This is a genomic window from Duffyella gerundensis (assembly GCF_001517405.1).
In the GTDB taxonomy this organism is placed as follows: domain Bacteria; phylum Pseudomonadota; class Gammaproteobacteria; order Enterobacterales; family Enterobacteriaceae; genus Duffyella; species Duffyella gerundensis.
On the sequence record NZ_LN907827.1, the window covers coordinates 3,416,860 to 3,432,640 of the forward strand.

A 15,781-nucleotide genomic window follows, 5' to 3' on the forward strand; every position below is an offset into this window, starting at 1 on the left:
TGTGTGCCGGGAAAGTGTAAAACAAAACGGCACGGGAAAAAAAACCTCACGTGCGAAAAGCGGAATTATCGCGGTTGATACAAGAGGATCCCGCCATTTTTAGCAAAATGGCGGGAGAGCAGCGAAGTTAAATTGCCCAGCCGCCAGCATAGAACAGCGCCAGTGCGATGGCGATGACCACGGTGCCGACGTTCAGCTTGCGCCATTCACCAGCAAACAGGCGGCCAATCACCAGCGTACCGAAACCGAGCATGATGCCGGTGACGATGTTACAGGTCAGTACAATAAACACTGCGGTGACCAACCCGGCCATCGCATCGACAAAATCACCAAAGTCGATTTTTGCCACGTTGCTCAGCATCAGCAGGCCGACATACATCAACGCTGGCGCGGTGGCGTAAGCCGGAACCAGATAAGCCAGCGGTGACATAAACAGGATCAGCAGAAACAGCAGCCCAACCACGATGGCGGTTAAGCCGGTTTTACCGCCCGCCGCCGTTCCGGCCGCCGACTCGATATACACCGCCGCCGGCGACGCACCCACCAGGCCAGCAAAAATGCTGCTGAAGGAGTCGGTGGTCAGCGCGCGTCCGCCGTTGAGGATCTGGCCATCTTTATCCAGCAGGTTAGCCTGCCCGGCGACCGCACGGATGGTGCCGGTGGCATCGAATACCGCGGTCATCACCAGCGCCAGCACGCTCGGCAGCACCACTGGCTGCAAGGCACCGAGGATATCCAGGCTCAGCAGCGTGGAGTGGCCGCTGGCATCGGTCAGGCTTGGCATGGCGAACAGGCCCTGATAGCTCACCGCCGGGTCGAAAATCAGACCGGCAATGGAAATAGCAATGATGGTCATCAGGATGCCGCCCGGCACGCGACGTTTCTCCAGGCCAAAAATAGCCGCCAGGCCGAGCAGCGTCATGATCACCGGAAACGACGGGAAATGCCCCAGCGCTACCGGCAGGCCTGCACCGCTGTTTTTCACCACCAGCCCGACGCTGTCGGCGGCGATCAACATCAGGAACAGGCCGATGCCGATGCCGGTGCCGTGCGCCACGCCGGTGGGCAAATTACGCAGGATCCAGCCACGAATGCCGGTCACCGAAATCAGCGTAAACAGCACGCCCATCAGAAATACCGCACCCAGCGCCACCGGAATGCTGATCTGCTGCCCCAGCACCAGGCTAAAGGCGGTAAAAGCGGTCAGCGAGATGGCGCAACCAATCGCCAACGGCAGATTGGCCCACAGGCCCATGACGATCGACCCGACGCTGGCCACCAGACAGGTAGCGACAAACACCGCCGTTGGCGGAAAACCCGCTTTGCCCAGCATAACCGGCACCACAATGACGGAATAGACCATGGCAAGAAAGGTGGTCAGCCCGGCAACAATCTCCTGGCGCACGCTTGATCCACGGGCTGAGAGACAAAACCAGGCATCAAGCTTACCGCGAGCGGGACGCGAGTCGGTCGACATAACGAAAAACCTCTGAAGAGTGATAAAAATGCTGCTGTGATCAGACGGCGCTGGGGCCATGTTTTGCCCTGTGCATCACAAGGCAAACGTTTACCTGATCGTTAATAAAAACGCCGCATTAGCGCGGCGGTTAAAAAAGGCAGGGGATTATCCGGTCTTTGCTGGCGCTTTTTCAACTGCTGATTGCGGCTGAACGAGGATAATTACGGCAAGCATGGCGCAAAATCAAAAAAAGCGCGGCAGGAGCCAGCGCTGAAGAGAACCTTTGGCGTTGCGCAATTGCCATAGCATGCCATTGCGCAACAGTGGCGTTACCCGCCGCTGAGATTAAGCTCTCCGCCCTGCTTGATCGCCCGCTGCCAGGCAGCACGCTGGGTAATTTTTTCCAGCCAGCTGCGAATCGCTGGCGCGTTATCAAGGCTGCTGCGCGCCGCCAGGCCCTGCAGCGGAAAACTCATCTGTACGTCAGCGATGCTGAAATGCTGGCCAGCAAACCACGGATGGCGCTGTAAATGTTGCTCAATGAAGTCTCGGTGGGTGGCGACCTGCTTATCGAGCCAGGCTTTTTGCACGCCGTTACCAAAAGCGGCGCCAATCGGACGCATTAGCAGCGGCACCGGCGCTTTGCCCATGCGGCCAAAAATCAGCTTCATCACCACCAGCGGCATCAGTGAGCCTTCGGCGTAGTGCAGCCAGTAGCGCGACTGCAGACGTTCATCATCATCGGTCAGGGTTAGTCGCTGTTCGCTGTCGTATCGCTCGCTGAGATACTCAAGGATGGCGCCCGATTCGGCGATCACCCGGTTGCCGTCGGTAATAATTGGCGCTTTGCCCAGCGGATGGACCTGCTTTAACGCGTCTGGCGCCAGCATGCTCTTTTCACGCTCATAGCGTTTGATTTGATAAGGCGCTTCCAGCTCTTCCAGCAGCCACAACACCCGCTGCGAACGCGAGTTATTCAGATGATGTACGGTGATCATTAGCACTTCCTCTCAGGAGACGTGCAACCAGTATAGTTGAGTCGGCGATCAGCTCCGCTCATCCTGATCCGGATCGAGCAGGATAGCGCCGGTGCCCTGCTCGCCCAGCCGATCGCCTGGGTTGCGCAGTGGGCAGTCACGCATCGATAAACAGCCGCAGCCGATGCAGCCATCGAGATCGTCGCGCAGGCGAGTCAGCGTGGCGATGCGGTTATCCAGCTCGGCGCGCCACTGCTGTGTCAGCTGTTGCCAGGCGCTGTCCGACATCCGCTTATCGCCCGGCAGGTGCGCCAGGCTTTCGCTGACCGTCGCCAGAGGAATGCCGATGCGCTGGGCGATTTTAATAATGGCGACGCGACGTAATACATCACGGCCATAGCGCCGCTGATTGCCGCCGTTGCGCGTGCTGGCGATCAACCCTTTTGCCTCATAAAAATGCAGTGCAGAGACCGCAACACCGCTGCGTTTGGCTACTTCTCCCGGCGTCAGCACCGGTTTTGGCGTATTGCGAACTTTTTTCATCTGGCTCTTTACCTCAAGTTAACTTGAGGAATTATACTCCTTTCCCATTGAAACCGTACACCTCTCGCGAGGAAGGATAAGGCTATGATGCATGAAGAGATAATTCACTCTCTGACTGACTGGATTGATCAGAACCTGGACAAGACGCTGTCGATTGATGAGGTGGCGGCGAAGTCGGGCTATTCGAAATGGCATTTACAGCGGATGTTTCGTAGCGTGACCCGTCAGACCCTGGGTGGCTACATTCGCGAGCGGCGTCTGACCATGGCCGCTGAGGCGCTGTGTCACAGCCAGCGCGCGGTTTACGATATTGCTATGCAGTACGGTTTTGATTCGCAGCAGACGTTTTCGCGCGTGTTCCGGCGGCAGTTCTCACAAACGCCGACCGCCTATCGGCACAGCATGCGCCGCCAGAACCTGCAGCGTGCGCAAAAAATTGGTTTTGACTGTACAGAAAGCGGCAGCTTTGCCCAGCGCACCACCGGCGAATGTTGCCCGCTGCGCCCGGCAGGCCAGGAGCGGGCTCAGGCGGTTTGACGCGTGCGTTCCGCCGACAGCCAGCAATCGGGCGAAACATACCAGCCGCCGCCCGTTTCCTTGATGTGATACATCGCCGCATCAGCCTGGGCCAGCAAGGCGGCAGCGCTGGAGAATTGACAGGCCATCGCGGCGCCAATACTGATTGACTGCACCAGTTGCATACCCTGCGGTAACGTTATCGGCGCCTGCATCACCTCGTTCAGCTGCTGCGCCACTTCGCCTGCATCTTCAATGCAGTGCACATCATGCAAAATCACCGCAAACTCATCGCCACCCAAACGAGCAACGATATCGCCCTGACGTAGCCGCTGGCGCAGTCGGGCGGCCGTGGCCTGCAATACGGCATCGCCTGCCGCATGACCGAAGCGATCGTTAACCTGTTTAAAGCGATCGCTATCGATATAGAGCACCGCCAGCTTGCGGCGCAGCAGAGGCTGATTAAACCGTTCATCAAGCTGGCGCAGAAACGCGGCGCGATTCGGCAAACCGGTCAGCGGATCGTGCGTTGCCTGATGCGTGAGCGAGGCATTCTCCTGATGCATGGTTTTATTCCATCGATCGAGCTCGGCCATCAGGCTGTTCACGTCGTCACTGAGCTTATTCAATTCTGCTATCTCCGAAGCGGGTACACGTTGCGCAAAAGCGCGATGACGGCGGACATATTGCACAACGTCAGTAATGTTTTGCAGGCCGCGCAAAATGCCACGCTGCATGCGATGCGACAGCCAGGCGGCCAGCGCGGCGGTCAGCAACAGGCTGCCCAACACGCAGTAAAATGCCATACGCAGCCAGCCAAGCACCGGCGTGGCGTCGCCATGAATCCAAACCTGACCAATCTCTTTATCGCGATCGATCACCGATGCCATTAGCGGGCGGGGAAAAAGCCAGCGGGCGATATGCCGGTCAAAAGTCCCAAGCGGCGCTGAAGGTGCACGCTGCCAGTGAGCAAGCTGGTGCCCCCGCACATCCACAATCTCGGCGCTGGCGATCTCGCCACCCAGCGCCACCATGCCCAGCATCTCCTGCGCTTTGCGCGTGTCGTGCTGCGCCAGCGCGCCACGAACCCGTTCACTGACCACCGTGGCGGCGAGTTGCAGATTGTTATCCGCATAGCCGCGTAGCGTAGTGAGCGAGATGGCAGAAATGGAAATGCCACTAATTAATAATGTCGCAATAATAATCAACAGATGAATACGCTGTAGCGCCTGACGCAATCCTGGCAGGCGACGCGCAGGCCGTGCGTCCGGCGGGATGATTTTGCTGCTGTTCATAATTCTTCGCCTGGCTTTGGCATGACCGCGGCATGCCAGGTACAAAGGACATGCGGGTCATGCTGAATGACAAATGCGCATGCTATTTTCCGGTGAAATATTTCCCTGAGGGAAAAAGGTGCCGACGCTTTTATTTCAAATAACAGCGACATTTGGCTAAATATTATTTTCTTATTTAACTGCTGTTAAATCCTACAGTCGAACTTTGTTTTATACAATGTGCTGGCCCTTCAGAATGGTCTCAAAGCCGCTTTTTCGGAAAAATTCGGTTTACAGCCTGGTAAAATAATGATGCGAAATGAGCCAAATAATCGCCACTATCCTGTTAATATACAAAGGTTTTAGCAGTTTGTGAGCGCGATCACGTCATAGCGGAATCACCGGCCAGCGCAGCGTACCAAACCAGATTAATAAACCGCCTCGCAAACTGCATAATTAAATAAACAACGCGGAAGCGAATAAAGTCAAATTACGCTTTTACGCCTTATTTGCTCAGGTTGTCCTGCGGATAATTCTTATAAAGGGAAACCGCGAGAGGTTATTATATTGGTTACCGCGTGATGACGCGTATTTAAAAAGTGATAACACTTCTTAGCTGACGTCTCTTACGTCATTACTTTTTCCAGGGTCTTGCTAAATATGCTTCATTTTCCCTTACGCTTTCACTGCGACAGCAAGCACCATTTTTTGCGCGAAAAAGGGTACAAATTTTGTTCAAAATTTAAAATCCGCTGATATAATGTGATCCACATCACACTAAAGCGCCACCGCAGGGGTCCACCCTGACACGCCTTTGCGCCGCGCGTGATACCCGGATCGCTGTTGTCAGGCTTTGTTTTTGCAGGATTTTTCGCACATGGCTACCTTAACCACCAGTTTTCTGATTATGCGTTGGGAACTGTTGAGCGCAGTAATGATGTTTATCGCCAGCACTTTTAAGATTAAATGTCGTCAGACCAGCCATCCGGTGATGGCCTTTCTGTTCAGCGGCATTGGGCTGGGCATGTCTTGTTGGTTCGTAACCGGTCTGCTGGGCATCAGCCTGAGCATGGAGAACCTGCACAGCTTTATGGCGGTAACGCGCGACGTATTTGTCGAAGTGATCAGCCAGGCACCGCCGGACTGGCCAATGCCGTAACGCTTAAACAGCAGACAAAAAAAATGCGAGCCACAGGCTCGCATTTTTTATGGACAACCACTCAGATTTTCTTGAGCATCGCCGGAATTTTTACTTCGTTGACGGCGTCAATCTTTCCCACCAGTCCTGCCCTGTCCTGAATCCACATGTCGCCCATCATCTGGTTCAGACCGCGATCCAGACCGGTTACCAGGCCTGCGCCAGGGGTAAAGGTCAGCTCACCAAAATAGATGCGATCTTCCTGTACATACCAGTCTACACGGACGTAATCGAATTCTGTCGCCAGTTTCTTACTCAGATCCAGCGCATGATTAAGAGAGTTCAGCTGTGGTGTGATATCCAAACCGGTATCACGAATCTTATGGTACGCATCTTGTAAGTTATTTACGTAAAAGTTCATCGACATCGCTGGATTAGAGCGGTTGTAGATCACCTGCAGCACATACTCAAAGCTGCCGTCACGCTTATTAAACATATGGAACTTGTAATCGATCGGGGCCGATTTACCGTCGCCAATATATTGCTCAACCAGAATGCGTGGTTTGATATAACGATAATGGATTTCGCGCGCTTCGCCCGAGAAGTCCGTTTTCAGCCACTCATGGCAGCTCTGGATAATCTGCTGTTTCTTCAGGCTGTCTGGCTCCTGCAGCAGAATTTCCACCATGTTAGAGCCATGGTTTGGCTTGATCACCGTTTTGTCCCATGACGCAAGCGTCAGCAGCGTCGTAGGATCGCTGGTTTCATGCAGCAGCGGAATCAGGTACTCATCGCCAATCGCTTCTGCGATGTACTCACGCACCAGATATTTATCTGACAGCCTGCTGTAGCACTGATGGTCGCCGTGGACGAATTTACGGTACAGCACCTTCTCATTGAATACCTTTGGCTGACGGATGTTCGGCAGCTTGCGGAATTTATGAAAATAGTAAAGACGGTCCTGGTATGACCAAGGCATTTTCTTAATGAAATACAGAACGCTTCTTCTGAGTTCATCTTTAAAGCTCATAACTGACCTCATTTGTAGGTTTTGTAGTTAAGTGAGGAAACCTGAATTTTTTGAATGACGCCGTTTTTAAAGAAGTAATTCATTACGGTTAGAGACAAAAATTCTGAGATTAATACGCTCCACGCTGCGCCCATGATGCCGTGCTGTTGAATCAACCAGTACGACAGCGGCACGCTGAAGATCATCAGGCAGACGACTTTTCTCAGGAGATAATTGAACCCGCCTTCCTTGACCATATATCGGTAAGCGACTGTTCCCATTGCTGAAAAACAGGTGGCTATCGATAACACCGTAACAAGGCTTCCTGACTGTGTGTATTCATGACCATATAAAGCAATGATGACCTTTTCGCCGAACAGCCCAATGACGAGAAGCATCAAAAGTGACACACCCATAACATAACCATTCAGCCTCGCCGTCAGCTTTATGGCCACTTCAGCACGCTCCCTGAAAATTTCAGTGAAGCTTGAAGTGATGATGGCCGCCGGGATAAAAATCCACGACGCCGAAATGGTATTGGCCGCGGCGAACAGCCCGAGGTCACGCGCTGAACCGACGCCTACCAAAAACATCTGCGCCATTTTCACCTGAATCGAGATGAAGACGCTGGAGATGGCCAGCGGCAGTCCGGCATACATCAGGTAGCGCAAATAGGTGCCGCTGCGCTTCTTCGGCGGCGCCACATCCTGAAACTGGCGATAAAACGCAAATCGCTTAATCAGGTAAGGCACCAGCGTCACTGCCACCACCGAAAGACTCAGCAGCAGCGGACTCAATTTGAACCAGGCAATCGCGAAGCTGATGGAGAAGCTCAGCAGCATGCCAACTGAGTTGGCCACGGTGTTCAGCCGCGATGCCAGCCTGGCGTTGTTGAATACGCTAAAGGTGTCCTGCGTAACAAACATCGCCGACAAAAACGACGCGATGGCGAACACCAAAAAGTTCTCTGGCATCGTGTACCAGACGTAGATCAGCACCGGCAGCGAAAGCAGCAGCAACAGCGTCATGCGCATCTTGCGTGCCACGTTCATCAGCCTTACACCCTTGCCTGTGTTCTGGCTGATGTGCTTAAACAGGATGGTTTCACTGCCGAACATGGCGATGGTTTGCACCACCGAAAACAGTGAGGCTGCAAACGCCATCTGGCCAAAAATGGAAGGGCCGAACGATTTTGCTACGTATGATGTGACGAAGATGACACCAAACACGGAGACAATCTTTTCTGACATCATCCAGGCGGCGTTAGACATAACACTGAATTTCATTGACGCATCCTTTGTGTTTCCACTTCATACAACTCGGCAATACATCCATGTCCAAAAATGACCTAACCTGAACAGCTCGGGCGAAATAAATATTCGCTCCAGAACCGGGTGGTCCGAAATTAGATATAATCTGTATTTTTATAGTTAGTTTAATTCCAGGATAAATCTTACTAATATTTATTTATCCGAGTATGTAAACGATTTCAGAGAGTTAGCTTTTTCGATATCAACCTGGCACAGTTTGAGCCAACCGCAAGGATGAGTCACTAAATTTCTGTCTGGCTGCAGAAGATTTTCCGTTTTGGTTGAGACGAATTTATATCAAAATTCAGTTTTGAGAAAGGCGTCTAAAGTCGTGCCGAATAAAATAAGATAAATCCCATGATGATATTTATTCTAAATATTTTAATTTAGCCACTGCAATTCAAATCGCGAACTTAACATACGGTATTAATATCATCCCGGATCAGGACCAGGGATTAATGCAGTATTTCTCATCCATTAATTGATTAGAAAGGTAAGAGCGTTTATGAGAAAGTCACGATATAGCGAAGAGCAAATCACCAGCGCTATTAAAGCTTCTGAATGCGGCGTCAAAGTTAAAGAAATTTGTAATGAACTGGGGATCTCTGAAGCAACCTTTTACAGCTGGAAGAAAAAATTCTCCGGCCTTTCCTCTGAAGAGGGAAGAAAAATCAAGGAGTTAGAAGAAAAGCTACAAAACCTTACCCGCGAAGTGGCGGTACTGAACTCTGATAAAGAGATGCTTCAAAGCGTATTGAAGAACTTTTTCTCCACCAACGACAAGCGTCAGGCGGTGAATTATCTTCAGGATACGTTTGATATCGGCACGCGCCGCAGCTGTCGTTTACTCGATATTAGCCGCAGCGTTTACCATTATCCATCAAGCAGTGACACCCAATAATACTGGGATTTCTTGCGACTGGTTTGAGAATTGTTCTTATTTGCTATCTTATGGAAATCTAATCAGAACGCTCAAGGCATGAAAAATAGCATAATGATTTCTGATAATTAATTTGTCACTTTTAGCCTTTGTTTAATTTATGCAATGCTAGCACCAGATAAATCCTTTTATTTTAAGTCACTTAGTGAAACCCCAATCTCATTGCTATGAGATTGGTTCCCTTTCCTTAATGAAGACTCTCTCATTGAAGCGGCGTTCAGCCGCTCAATTCCTGTTAAGTTTGTGTAAACGCAGCCGCAAAGTTGAATTCTAAAAAACTGCATTTTATACTGGACCTGAAAACCTTTCCGTTCAAAAGAAGACATGGAATCCCTCTGCGACAGGGCTTCAATTGTAAAGGCCTTTACATTTCTCGCACGCTGTTTACCATTTCTTATCTCTGCCCGCGTCTATTGATCACTATATAACCAATTAAGCCAATAAATCATTCACAAAGTTAACCTGTCAACGCGAGTAGAATGCAGCGTTAATTGCCTGCTTTCTCCATTCAACACACCTTTAAGTGGCACCATAGCAGGCTTTCTCAGGGCCAGAATGAGCTCAACCCATGCTGAAGCCGGACTAAATCCAGTGGCAAGCGGCGTTTTACACGGCGATTTGCGCTGCTTTTATGCACGCCGCAGCAACCTGAAGGTGTGACCCAGGGCGATTATTGTTAATAAAGTGATAACTGGCGCGGCAAAGTGACAGAAAACAGGCTATGAAACAGGCATCACACCACCGCCTGACGGTGGAAACGCTCTCACTCGCTGCGCTTATTTACCGTTTCGTCAGATAAAAAAGGCAAAAGCGGGATGCTTTTGCCTTGTATAACAGCTTGTTAATGTAGCGATAATCCTAAATTAGCCCTGACTACCCTGCATAATAAATATTATTTCCTCAGCAATATATTCATGGCCTAATTATTTATCGCGCCAATTTTTGGCTGCGGTTTTATCCGCATCGCCACGATCACGCCCGTGAGCAGACAGCCAATACCACATAAGGTCAGCAAAGGGGGCCAGCTTTGACGCAGCATAAAGCTATAGGCCAGCCCAGCGAGGATCTCGAAAACGATTAGCGGACCAACAATAACTGTGGGCAGCCGCTGACAGGCTTCATTCCAGCAGCGGGTACCCAGCCACGAACAGAGCAGGCCAATCACCAGCATCAGGGAAAGGAAGAGTTCAGGCCGCGGGCCAAAAGGCAGGACGAAGTCAGGCTGCTGGCTGCCCAACATAATAGTAACCAGCAGCCAGGCGATCAGCGCTAAGGGCAGTGTGACTATACCCTGTGCCGTCGCCCAGGTGGCGGGCTTTTTATCGGGGTTGGCGCGCAGCCAGCGAGCATTGCGTAGCGGATACCACGTCCAGCATGCCACTGCGACCACCGCCAGCGCGATGCCGGTGCAATATCGCCAGCCGTCAAAGCTCGGTGCATTGCGCAACTCGGCGGCATTGACGCAGACCAGACCGGCGGCAATTAACAGCAGCGCCGGTGCCAGACTACGCCAGGCGAGCCTGCCCTCTTCGCGGCCATAAAGCAGATTAGCGCTAACGGAAATGACCACCGGCAGCGTGCCGATAATCATGGTGGAGACCGGCGCACCGGTGCGCTGTATGGCAGACGCCAGGCACCAGTAATAAAGCAGGTTACCGATCAGCGTCAGTCGGGTGGCTTCTGCCCAGTCCGCTTTACTCAGCTGGCGTAGACGCCGCCGATCAAACCATGCCAGCGGCAGGGCAATTAAACCAAAGGCAACGTAGCGGCCAGCCGACTGCAACGCGCCCGGATAATCGGGCACGATTTCCGGCCCAACAAAAATCAACCCCCACATCAAGCCTGCGGCAAGGGCAAAAAGTACGCCAGCGAACATAGTGATCTCGTATGCTTATGCAAAAAAGCGAGTCTGTCAGGCTGGCGCGGGAAAATATTGTAGGAGATTGCGCTTTTAGCGCGTCAGCAGCATCTGCTTTTGATAACGCACCGGCGTGATGCCGTAGCGGTGAGCGAAACAGCGTGTCAGATGCGCCTGATCGCTCAAGCCCACCTCCAGCGCCACCTGAGCGGCGGCATGGCCGCACGCCAGCCGCAGCTTCGCTTCGTACAGCCGAAAAGCCATCAGCATCTGATGCGGCGTTACGTGATAATGCTGGCGAAAGGCGCGCTGAAAGTGCCACGGCGACAGCGCTACCAGCTGGGCGAGCTGCTCAAGCGTGACGTTTTCGGCATAGTGCTCGCGCAGATAGTCGCGCACGATATCGAAACGATGACCCGCCTCCCGCCGTAACGGATTGCCGATACGCGCCTGCGGGCGCAGCGCGTCAATCAGCTGCAGCAGCGTGCCCTGCCCGGCCAGCGTCGATTCGCTGTGCCACATCTGTGACACCAGCTGCGCGACCCGCTGAGTCAGTCGGATGTCCTGATGCATGACCTCACTGAACCACCAGCCAGATTCACCGGTTAGCTGCTCCAGCATGGCCGGTTGCAGATAGATCATGCGATAACGCCAGCCCTGATCGCAGGCGGATTCGCCGGTATGCAGTTCGTCCGGGTTCATCATGATCAGGGAATCTGCCGGTGCCAGATAGCTGGTGCCGCGATAGCGAAAGCGCTGTACGCCTGCATCAATAGTGCCGATGCCGAACGCCTCATGCGTATGGGGCTCAAAGGCGTAGCGCGAGATATGCGCGTGATAAAGCTCAACGCCGGACAGTCCCGCCAGCTGACGAAACTGCGCCCGATCTTTTTCACAGGGAAACTGCGCAGGCACCACATTCATGATCCACTCCGGAAAATCTTACTGAGGCAAGTGTGCATCAGGAATAGATTGCCGTCCACGTCCCGCCAGGCGACACTCGTTTTCTTTCTTCTATAAGCAGAGGCAGCAATGGAAACATCGGTGTTGGTAGTGATCGATATGCAACGGGGCGTCTTTGCCCAGCCGCGCTTTGATCAGGCGGGTCGCGTTGAGCGCATCAACCAACTTATCGCTGCGGCGCACCAGACGATTTTCATTCAGCATGTTGAAGGCGAGATGCAGCCCGACAGTGAGGCCTGGCAGCTGCTGCCGGAGATCGAACAACCGGCCAACGCGCTCTACATTAATAAAACCGCCTGCGACAGTTTTTGGCACACCACGCTGGAAGCGCAGCTGACTGCCGGCGCGCACCGTGGCTTTGTGATTTGCGGCTGCGCGACCGACTACTGCGTGGACTGCACGGTGAAAACCGCGGCCACCAAAGGCTTTCGCGTCACGGTTGCCGCTGATGCGCACACCACCGCCGATCGCACCTTTGCCAGCGCCGAACAGCTCATCGGCCAGCACAATGAAGTGTGGGCATCGCTGTCGCTGCCGGGCAACGCTATCCAGGTCGTGGAAAGCGCGGCTATTTTGCAGCAGTGGCGCAGCTGAACCCTGACGTCATGGCATAAAAAAAGGCGCCCAATCCGGCGCCTTTTTGCTGTGCGGCCTGAGAGGCCGCGTCCACATCAGTAAACGTCAGTGTTAATGCTTGGCAGCGCGCTCACGACGCGCAGGCAGAGCCCTTCATAAGGCTCCAGGTTAAACACGAATTCGCCGTTCTCCTGCAGATCGCCTTCCAGCGTTTCATGCAGCATATCGACCACTGCACCCGGCGCCACGTTCTCCAGCACCATCGTCTCCTGAATCGCTACCGCACTGAAATTCAGCGCGGTGATCTGAATGCCGCGGCCAGCCGGCAGTTCATGCACCATCACCAACAGCCCCGGCGACTGCACGTCAGGAATCGCCAGCTGCTTACTGGCGGCAATGCCATAATCCTGACGGATCCGCAGGATCTGCTTCAGCTTATTGGCAAATGAATCGGGATCGTTGAGCTGATGGCTCAGGCTACCGTATAGCGCGGTCGCTTTTGGCAATCCATCTTTTGAGAACGCCGCCTCGGGATCGACATCCGCCAGATCGTAGGCACCACGCTGGATCCAGCGCGTATCACCATCGGCCATACGATCGCTGACCTGATCCGGATTCAGCGGCAGCGCGCCAACCAGATCCCAACCGGACAGAGCGAACACGCCAGGCTGCAGCGCGTTGTACATCGCCAGCAGCAGATGAAGCTGTTTGATGCGTTCGATGTCGTCGCTGTTGATGGTGCTGAGATCGCGGATGCCGAGCGCCGCCGCCGCCACGCTGGCGCTGGTACAGGCGATGCCGTTGGTCACAAAGCGCATGTTGTAAGGCGCATGGGCACCGCACAATTTTTCATACATGGTTTCACGAATGTGCTCACGCAGGATCGCGCCAGGCAGCATCTGACCGTTAAAGGAGAAGTTATCTTCGGCGTGCAGCGTCCAGAAGTGCACCAGCTCGGTGGTCAGCTCATCGTGGTTTTGCAGGGCGTGAATCAGCGAGGCGGGATCGATGCCATATTCATGCACCTTGCGCAGCATCATGCGTAGAAATTCGGTGTCGCCAGTCATCAGCGCATGCTGATAAGCAGGACGCGTGATGAAGTCATACGACAGATCCGAACCGCCTTTCGACATCATGGCAATGTCGTCGATGGCCAGGTTGAGTTCCTGGAAGCTGAAGCCGCCCGCCTTGCGGATCATGCCGCCAAGCAGCTGATTGCCGGTTACCGACAGCGGATGGCTTTCTGACCAGGCCTTGCCGCTCTGACGACGTTCGACGCCAAGGAAGCCGTTGGCATCCAGACGCAGCCCGCGCGCGCCCATCACATCGAGACAATGCAGCGCATCGCCAATGATCAGCTGCTGGGCAGCAAAGCTCGGGTCGAGCCAGTTGAGCGACGGCTGCCCCTCTTTGAAGTAGTGCAGATACACCCAGCGACGCACTTTACCGTCAACGCCGGTAATCGGCAGCGTGGCGCTCCAGTCGGTCTCTTTAATGCCTGGCTCAAAGAAGATCACACGCTGCAGCTGGCCGACGATGTAGCCTTTTTCGCGCAGCAGATCCACGGTATCCGGCATCAGGTTTACCGCATCGCGCCCTTCCGGCACCTGCGGCAGATGCGCCCAGTCCTCTTCTTTGATTTCAACCATATGATACAGGCCGGGATAATCGCCATAAGCCAGTTCCGCCAGCCGGAAATCAGCGCCTTTACCGGTATGCGAAGGAATGACGTCATCAATGACGATGGCATTGTGTACCGATGCCTGACGGCTGATAGCGACATACTCTTCAAGCGTGCCGAAACGTGAATCGATCTCCAGCGAAATACGGTCAAAGTTGCCATCGATTGACGGCGTGGCGTCGTAGCCGCTGAGTCCGCCGCCCATCTTGGTCGGCCCGGTGTGGATCGCCTGAATGCCGATGCTGGCAAACTGCTGCCACAGCTCCGGGCTGCTCAGGGTTTTCAATACGGAGTCCTCGCCAGCGGTGATGATTGACCCCGGATAGGCGGCGAACCACACCGATGCGGTGGCAGACGCGCCGCGCGGCCTCGCTTCCGCATAGGGATTCATCCACATGCGGGCCTGACCGCTATAAAGGCGGGTGCGTTGACGGATCTTTTCCAGCATAGAGTTTTCAAGCAGCCACTGGACATACTCGGCTTTCGGTACGGTCATAATTATCCTCACGTCAGGACTCTCTGCGGAGCCATTAAGAACTTATACCGCGCTGGGGGGCTGAGGTGGGTCGGCCTTTCAGGCCATCCTCGACATGAAGAGCCCGGCTTTATCTGCGTTAGCCCAGGCAGCCAGTAAACGCCTCACCGTTCAGGGTCAGGCAGGCAGCACACAATCAGGAACGTATAGCATAGTGAATCGGCATAAATGATCCACTCTGCGCGGGCAGAGAAAGGCAATAAAAAAGCCTTGCAGAGCAAGGCTTAGGAAAAATCAGAATATCGGCAATCGAAATCTTAGAACGGGATGTCGTCGTCGAAATCGATAGGCGGTTCGTTGTTGTTAGCCGGTGCGCTGTTCTGCTGCTGCGGACGAGACTGCGCGCCGCCGCTGAACTGGTTATTTGCGCCCTGCTGCTGTTGCTGCTGCGGTTGCTGTGGCTGGCCCCAACCGTTGTTGTTGCCCTGACCGCCGCCTGCCGGTGCGCCTGCACCCGCTGCGCCGCCGCTCTGACGGCCGCCAAGCATCTGCATGGTGCCGCCCACGTTTACGACCACTTCGGTGGTGTATTTTTCCTGGCCGCTTTGGTCAGTCCACTTACGCGTCTGCAGTGCGCCTTCGATATAAACTTGGGAACCTTTACGCAGGTATTCGCCCGCGACTTCCGCCAGCTTGCCGAACAGCACAACGCGGTGCCACTCGGTTTTCTCTTTGGTTTCGCCAGTTTGCTTGTCACGCCAGCTCTCAGACGTGGCCAGAGTAATGTTGGCAACGGCGCCACCATTGGGCATGTAGCGAACTTCCGGGTCCTGACCCAGATTCCCTACCAGAATTACTTTATTTACGCCTCTGCTGGCCATGTTGAACTCTCCAAATGTGTATTGACGTACATTTTAATCGATCAATTCTAACACGCCACCGGGATGGCGCATACTCAGGATCACGCTTCCAATTTTCCTCCAGTCGTTACCCAGTTGCAACAGAATACTGGATATCCATTCAGGTTTTTTTATGCCATAATAATACGTTTCGTTCTGGCCA

14 protein-coding genes and 1 pseudogene are annotated in these 15,781 nt (G+C 53.7%); 4 read left to right on the forward strand and 11 right to left on the reverse strand.

From position 1 onward, the window contains the following. Positions 1-127: 127 nt before the first annotated feature. The 4 genes and pseudogenes from EM595_RS15660 to soxR form a co-directional block, all read right to left on the reverse strand. Complete coding sequence (locus EM595_RS15660) at positions 128-1,477, reverse strand: NCS2 family permease (RefSeq protein ID WP_067435565.1); 1,350 nt, start codon at positions 1,475-1,477, stop codon at positions 128-130. 311 nt (positions 1,478-1,788) lie between these two features. Beyond that, positions 1,789-2,082 (reverse strand): glutathione binding-like protein, encoded by a 294-nt coding sequence (locus EM595_RS21540; RefSeq protein ID WP_419190155.1) that lies wholly within the window; start codon positions 2,080-2,082, stop codon positions 1,789-1,791. 153 nt (positions 2,083-2,235) lie between these two features. Then, positions 2,236-2,457, reverse strand: a pseudogene (locus tag EM595_RS21545) (glutathione S-transferase N-terminal domain-containing protein); the annotation flags it as partial. A 48-nt stretch (positions 2,458-2,505) separates the two neighbouring features. After that, positions 2,506-2,979: a redox-sensitive transcriptional activator SoxR gene (gene soxR, locus EM595_RS15670; RefSeq protein WP_067434174.1), complete on the reverse strand. Its 474-nt coding sequence runs from the start codon at positions 2,977-2,979 to the stop codon at positions 2,506-2,508. An 84-nt stretch (positions 2,980-3,063) separates the two neighbouring features. Here soxR and soxS point away from each other — a divergent pair, with 84 nt between their 5' ends. After that, the gene (gene soxS, locus EM595_RS15675) at positions 3,064-3,516 is read left to right on the forward strand and encodes a superoxide response transcriptional regulator SoxS (protein WP_067434177.1); all 453 of its coding nucleotides are present in this window, start codon (positions 3,064-3,066) and stop codon (positions 3,514-3,516) included. Here soxS and dgcN read toward each other — a convergent pair. Next, positions 3,504-4,790 carry a diguanylate cyclase DgcN/YfiN gene (gene dgcN, locus EM595_RS15680; RefSeq protein ID WP_067434180.1) on the reverse strand — a complete coding sequence of 429 codons (1,287 nt, stop codon included), beginning with the start codon at positions 4,788-4,790 and terminating at the stop codon, positions 3,504-3,506. The two genes, soxS and dgcN, sit on opposite strands and share 13 nt — an antisense overlap. Positions 4,791-5,646: 856 nt before the next feature. Between dgcN and EM595_RS15685 the strand changes: the two genes are divergently transcribed. After that, positions 5,647-5,928, forward strand: coding sequence for a YjcB family protein (locus tag EM595_RS15685; protein ID WP_067434183.1), 282 nt, complete (start codon positions 5,647-5,649; stop codon positions 5,926-5,928). A 61-nt stretch (positions 5,929-5,989) separates the two neighbouring features. Here EM595_RS15685 and EM595_RS15690 read toward each other — a convergent pair whose 3' ends face one another. After that, complete coding sequence (locus EM595_RS15690; RefSeq protein WP_067434186.1) at positions 5,990-6,949, reverse strand: ATP-grasp fold amidoligase family protein; 960 nt, start codon at positions 6,947-6,949, stop codon at positions 5,990-5,992. Beyond that, the gene (locus tag EM595_RS15695) at positions 6,946-8,202 is read right to left on the reverse strand and encodes an MATE family efflux transporter (protein ID WP_067434189.1); all 1,257 of its coding nucleotides are present in this window, start codon (positions 8,200-8,202) and stop codon (positions 6,946-6,948) included. Before EM595_RS15695 ends, EM595_RS15690 begins: the two co-directional genes overlap by 4 nt. Before the next feature lie 529 nt (positions 8,203-8,731). Between EM595_RS15695 and EM595_RS15700 the strand changes: the two genes are divergently transcribed. Then, positions 8,732-9,127: a transposase gene (locus EM595_RS15700; RefSeq protein WP_067434192.1), complete on the forward strand. Its 396-nt coding sequence runs from the start codon at positions 8,732-8,734 to the stop codon at positions 9,125-9,127. A 958-nt stretch (positions 9,128-10,085) separates the two neighbouring features. Here the strand turns inward: EM595_RS15700 and EM595_RS15705 are convergent. Then, the gene (locus EM595_RS15705; RefSeq protein ID WP_067434195.1) at positions 10,086-11,042 is read right to left on the reverse strand and encodes a DMT family transporter; all 957 of its coding nucleotides are present in this window, start codon (positions 11,040-11,042) and stop codon (positions 10,086-10,088) included. 75 nt (positions 11,043-11,117) lie between these two features. After that, positions 11,118-11,948, reverse strand: coding sequence for an AraC family transcriptional regulator (locus EM595_RS15710; RefSeq protein WP_067434199.1), 831 nt, complete (start codon positions 11,946-11,948; stop codon positions 11,118-11,120). A 108-nt stretch (positions 11,949-12,056) separates the two neighbouring features. Between EM595_RS15710 and EM595_RS15715 the strand changes: the two genes are divergently transcribed. Continuing rightward, a complete protein-coding gene (locus EM595_RS15715) occupies positions 12,057-12,581 on the forward strand; it encodes an isochorismatase family protein (protein WP_067434202.1) in 525 nt (174 codons plus the stop codon). 77 nt (positions 12,582-12,658) lie between these two features. Here the strand turns inward: EM595_RS15715 and treS are convergent, their stop codons facing one another. Beyond that, a complete protein-coding gene (gene treS / locus EM595_RS15720; RefSeq protein ID WP_067434205.1) occupies positions 12,659-14,740 on the reverse strand; it encodes a maltose alpha-D-glucosyltransferase in 2,082 nt (693 codons plus the stop codon). 296 nt (positions 14,741-15,036) lie between these two features. Beyond that, positions 15,037-15,600, reverse strand: coding sequence for a single-stranded DNA-binding protein SSB1 (ssb1, locus tag EM595_RS15725; RefSeq protein WP_067434207.1), 564 nt, complete (start codon positions 15,598-15,600; stop codon positions 15,037-15,039). Between the last annotated feature and the right edge of the window lie 181 nt (positions 15,601-15,781).

Excerpts from the sequence above, each read along its gene's own strand:
- EM595_RS15660 (WP_067435565.1), bottom strand. The coding sequence starts at position 1,477 with ATGTCGACCGACTCGCGTCCCGCTCGCGGTAAGCTTGATGCCTGGTTT.
- EM595_RS21540 (WP_419190155.1), bottom strand. The coding sequence starts at position 2,082 with ATGCGTCCGATTGGCGCCGCTTTTGGTAACGGCGTGCAAAAAGCCTGG.
- soxR (WP_067434174.1), bottom strand. The coding sequence starts at position 2,979 with ATGAAAAAAGTTCGCAATACGCCAAAACCGGTGCTGACGCCGGGAGAA.
- soxS (WP_067434177.1), top strand. The coding sequence starts at position 3,064 with ATGATGCATGAAGAGATAATTCACTCTCTGACTGACTGGATTGATCAG.
- dgcN (WP_067434180.1), bottom strand. The coding sequence starts at position 4,790 with ATGAACAGCAGCAAAATCATCCCGCCGGACGCACGGCCTGCGCGTCGC.
- EM595_RS15685 (WP_067434183.1), top strand. The coding sequence starts at position 5,647 with ATGGCTACCTTAACCACCAGTTTTCTGATTATGCGTTGGGAACTGTTG.
- EM595_RS15690 (WP_067434186.1), bottom strand. The coding sequence starts at position 6,949 with ATGAGGTCAGTTATGAGCTTTAAAGATGAACTCAGAAGAAGCGTTCTG.
- EM595_RS15695 (WP_067434189.1), bottom strand. The coding sequence starts at position 8,202 with ATGAAATTCAGTGTTATGTCTAACGCCGCCTGGATGATGTCAGAAAAG.
- EM595_RS15700 (WP_067434192.1), top strand. The coding sequence starts at position 8,732 with ATGAGAAAGTCACGATATAGCGAAGAGCAAATCACCAGCGCTATTAAA.
- EM595_RS15705 (WP_067434195.1), bottom strand. The coding sequence starts at position 11,042 with ATGTTCGCTGGCGTACTTTTTGCCCTTGCCGCAGGCTTGATGTGGGGG.
- EM595_RS15710 (WP_067434199.1), bottom strand. The coding sequence starts at position 11,948 with ATGAATGTGGTGCCTGCGCAGTTTCCCTGTGAAAAAGATCGGGCGCAG.
- EM595_RS15715 (WP_067434202.1), top strand. The coding sequence starts at position 12,057 with ATGGAAACATCGGTGTTGGTAGTGATCGATATGCAACGGGGCGTCTTT.
- treS (WP_067434205.1), bottom strand. The coding sequence starts at position 14,740 with ATGACCGTACCGAAAGCCGAGTATGTCCAGTGGCTGCTTGAAAACTCT.
- ssb1 (WP_067434207.1), bottom strand. The coding sequence starts at position 15,600 with ATGGCCAGCAGAGGCGTAAATAAAGTAATTCTGGTAGGGAATCTGGGT.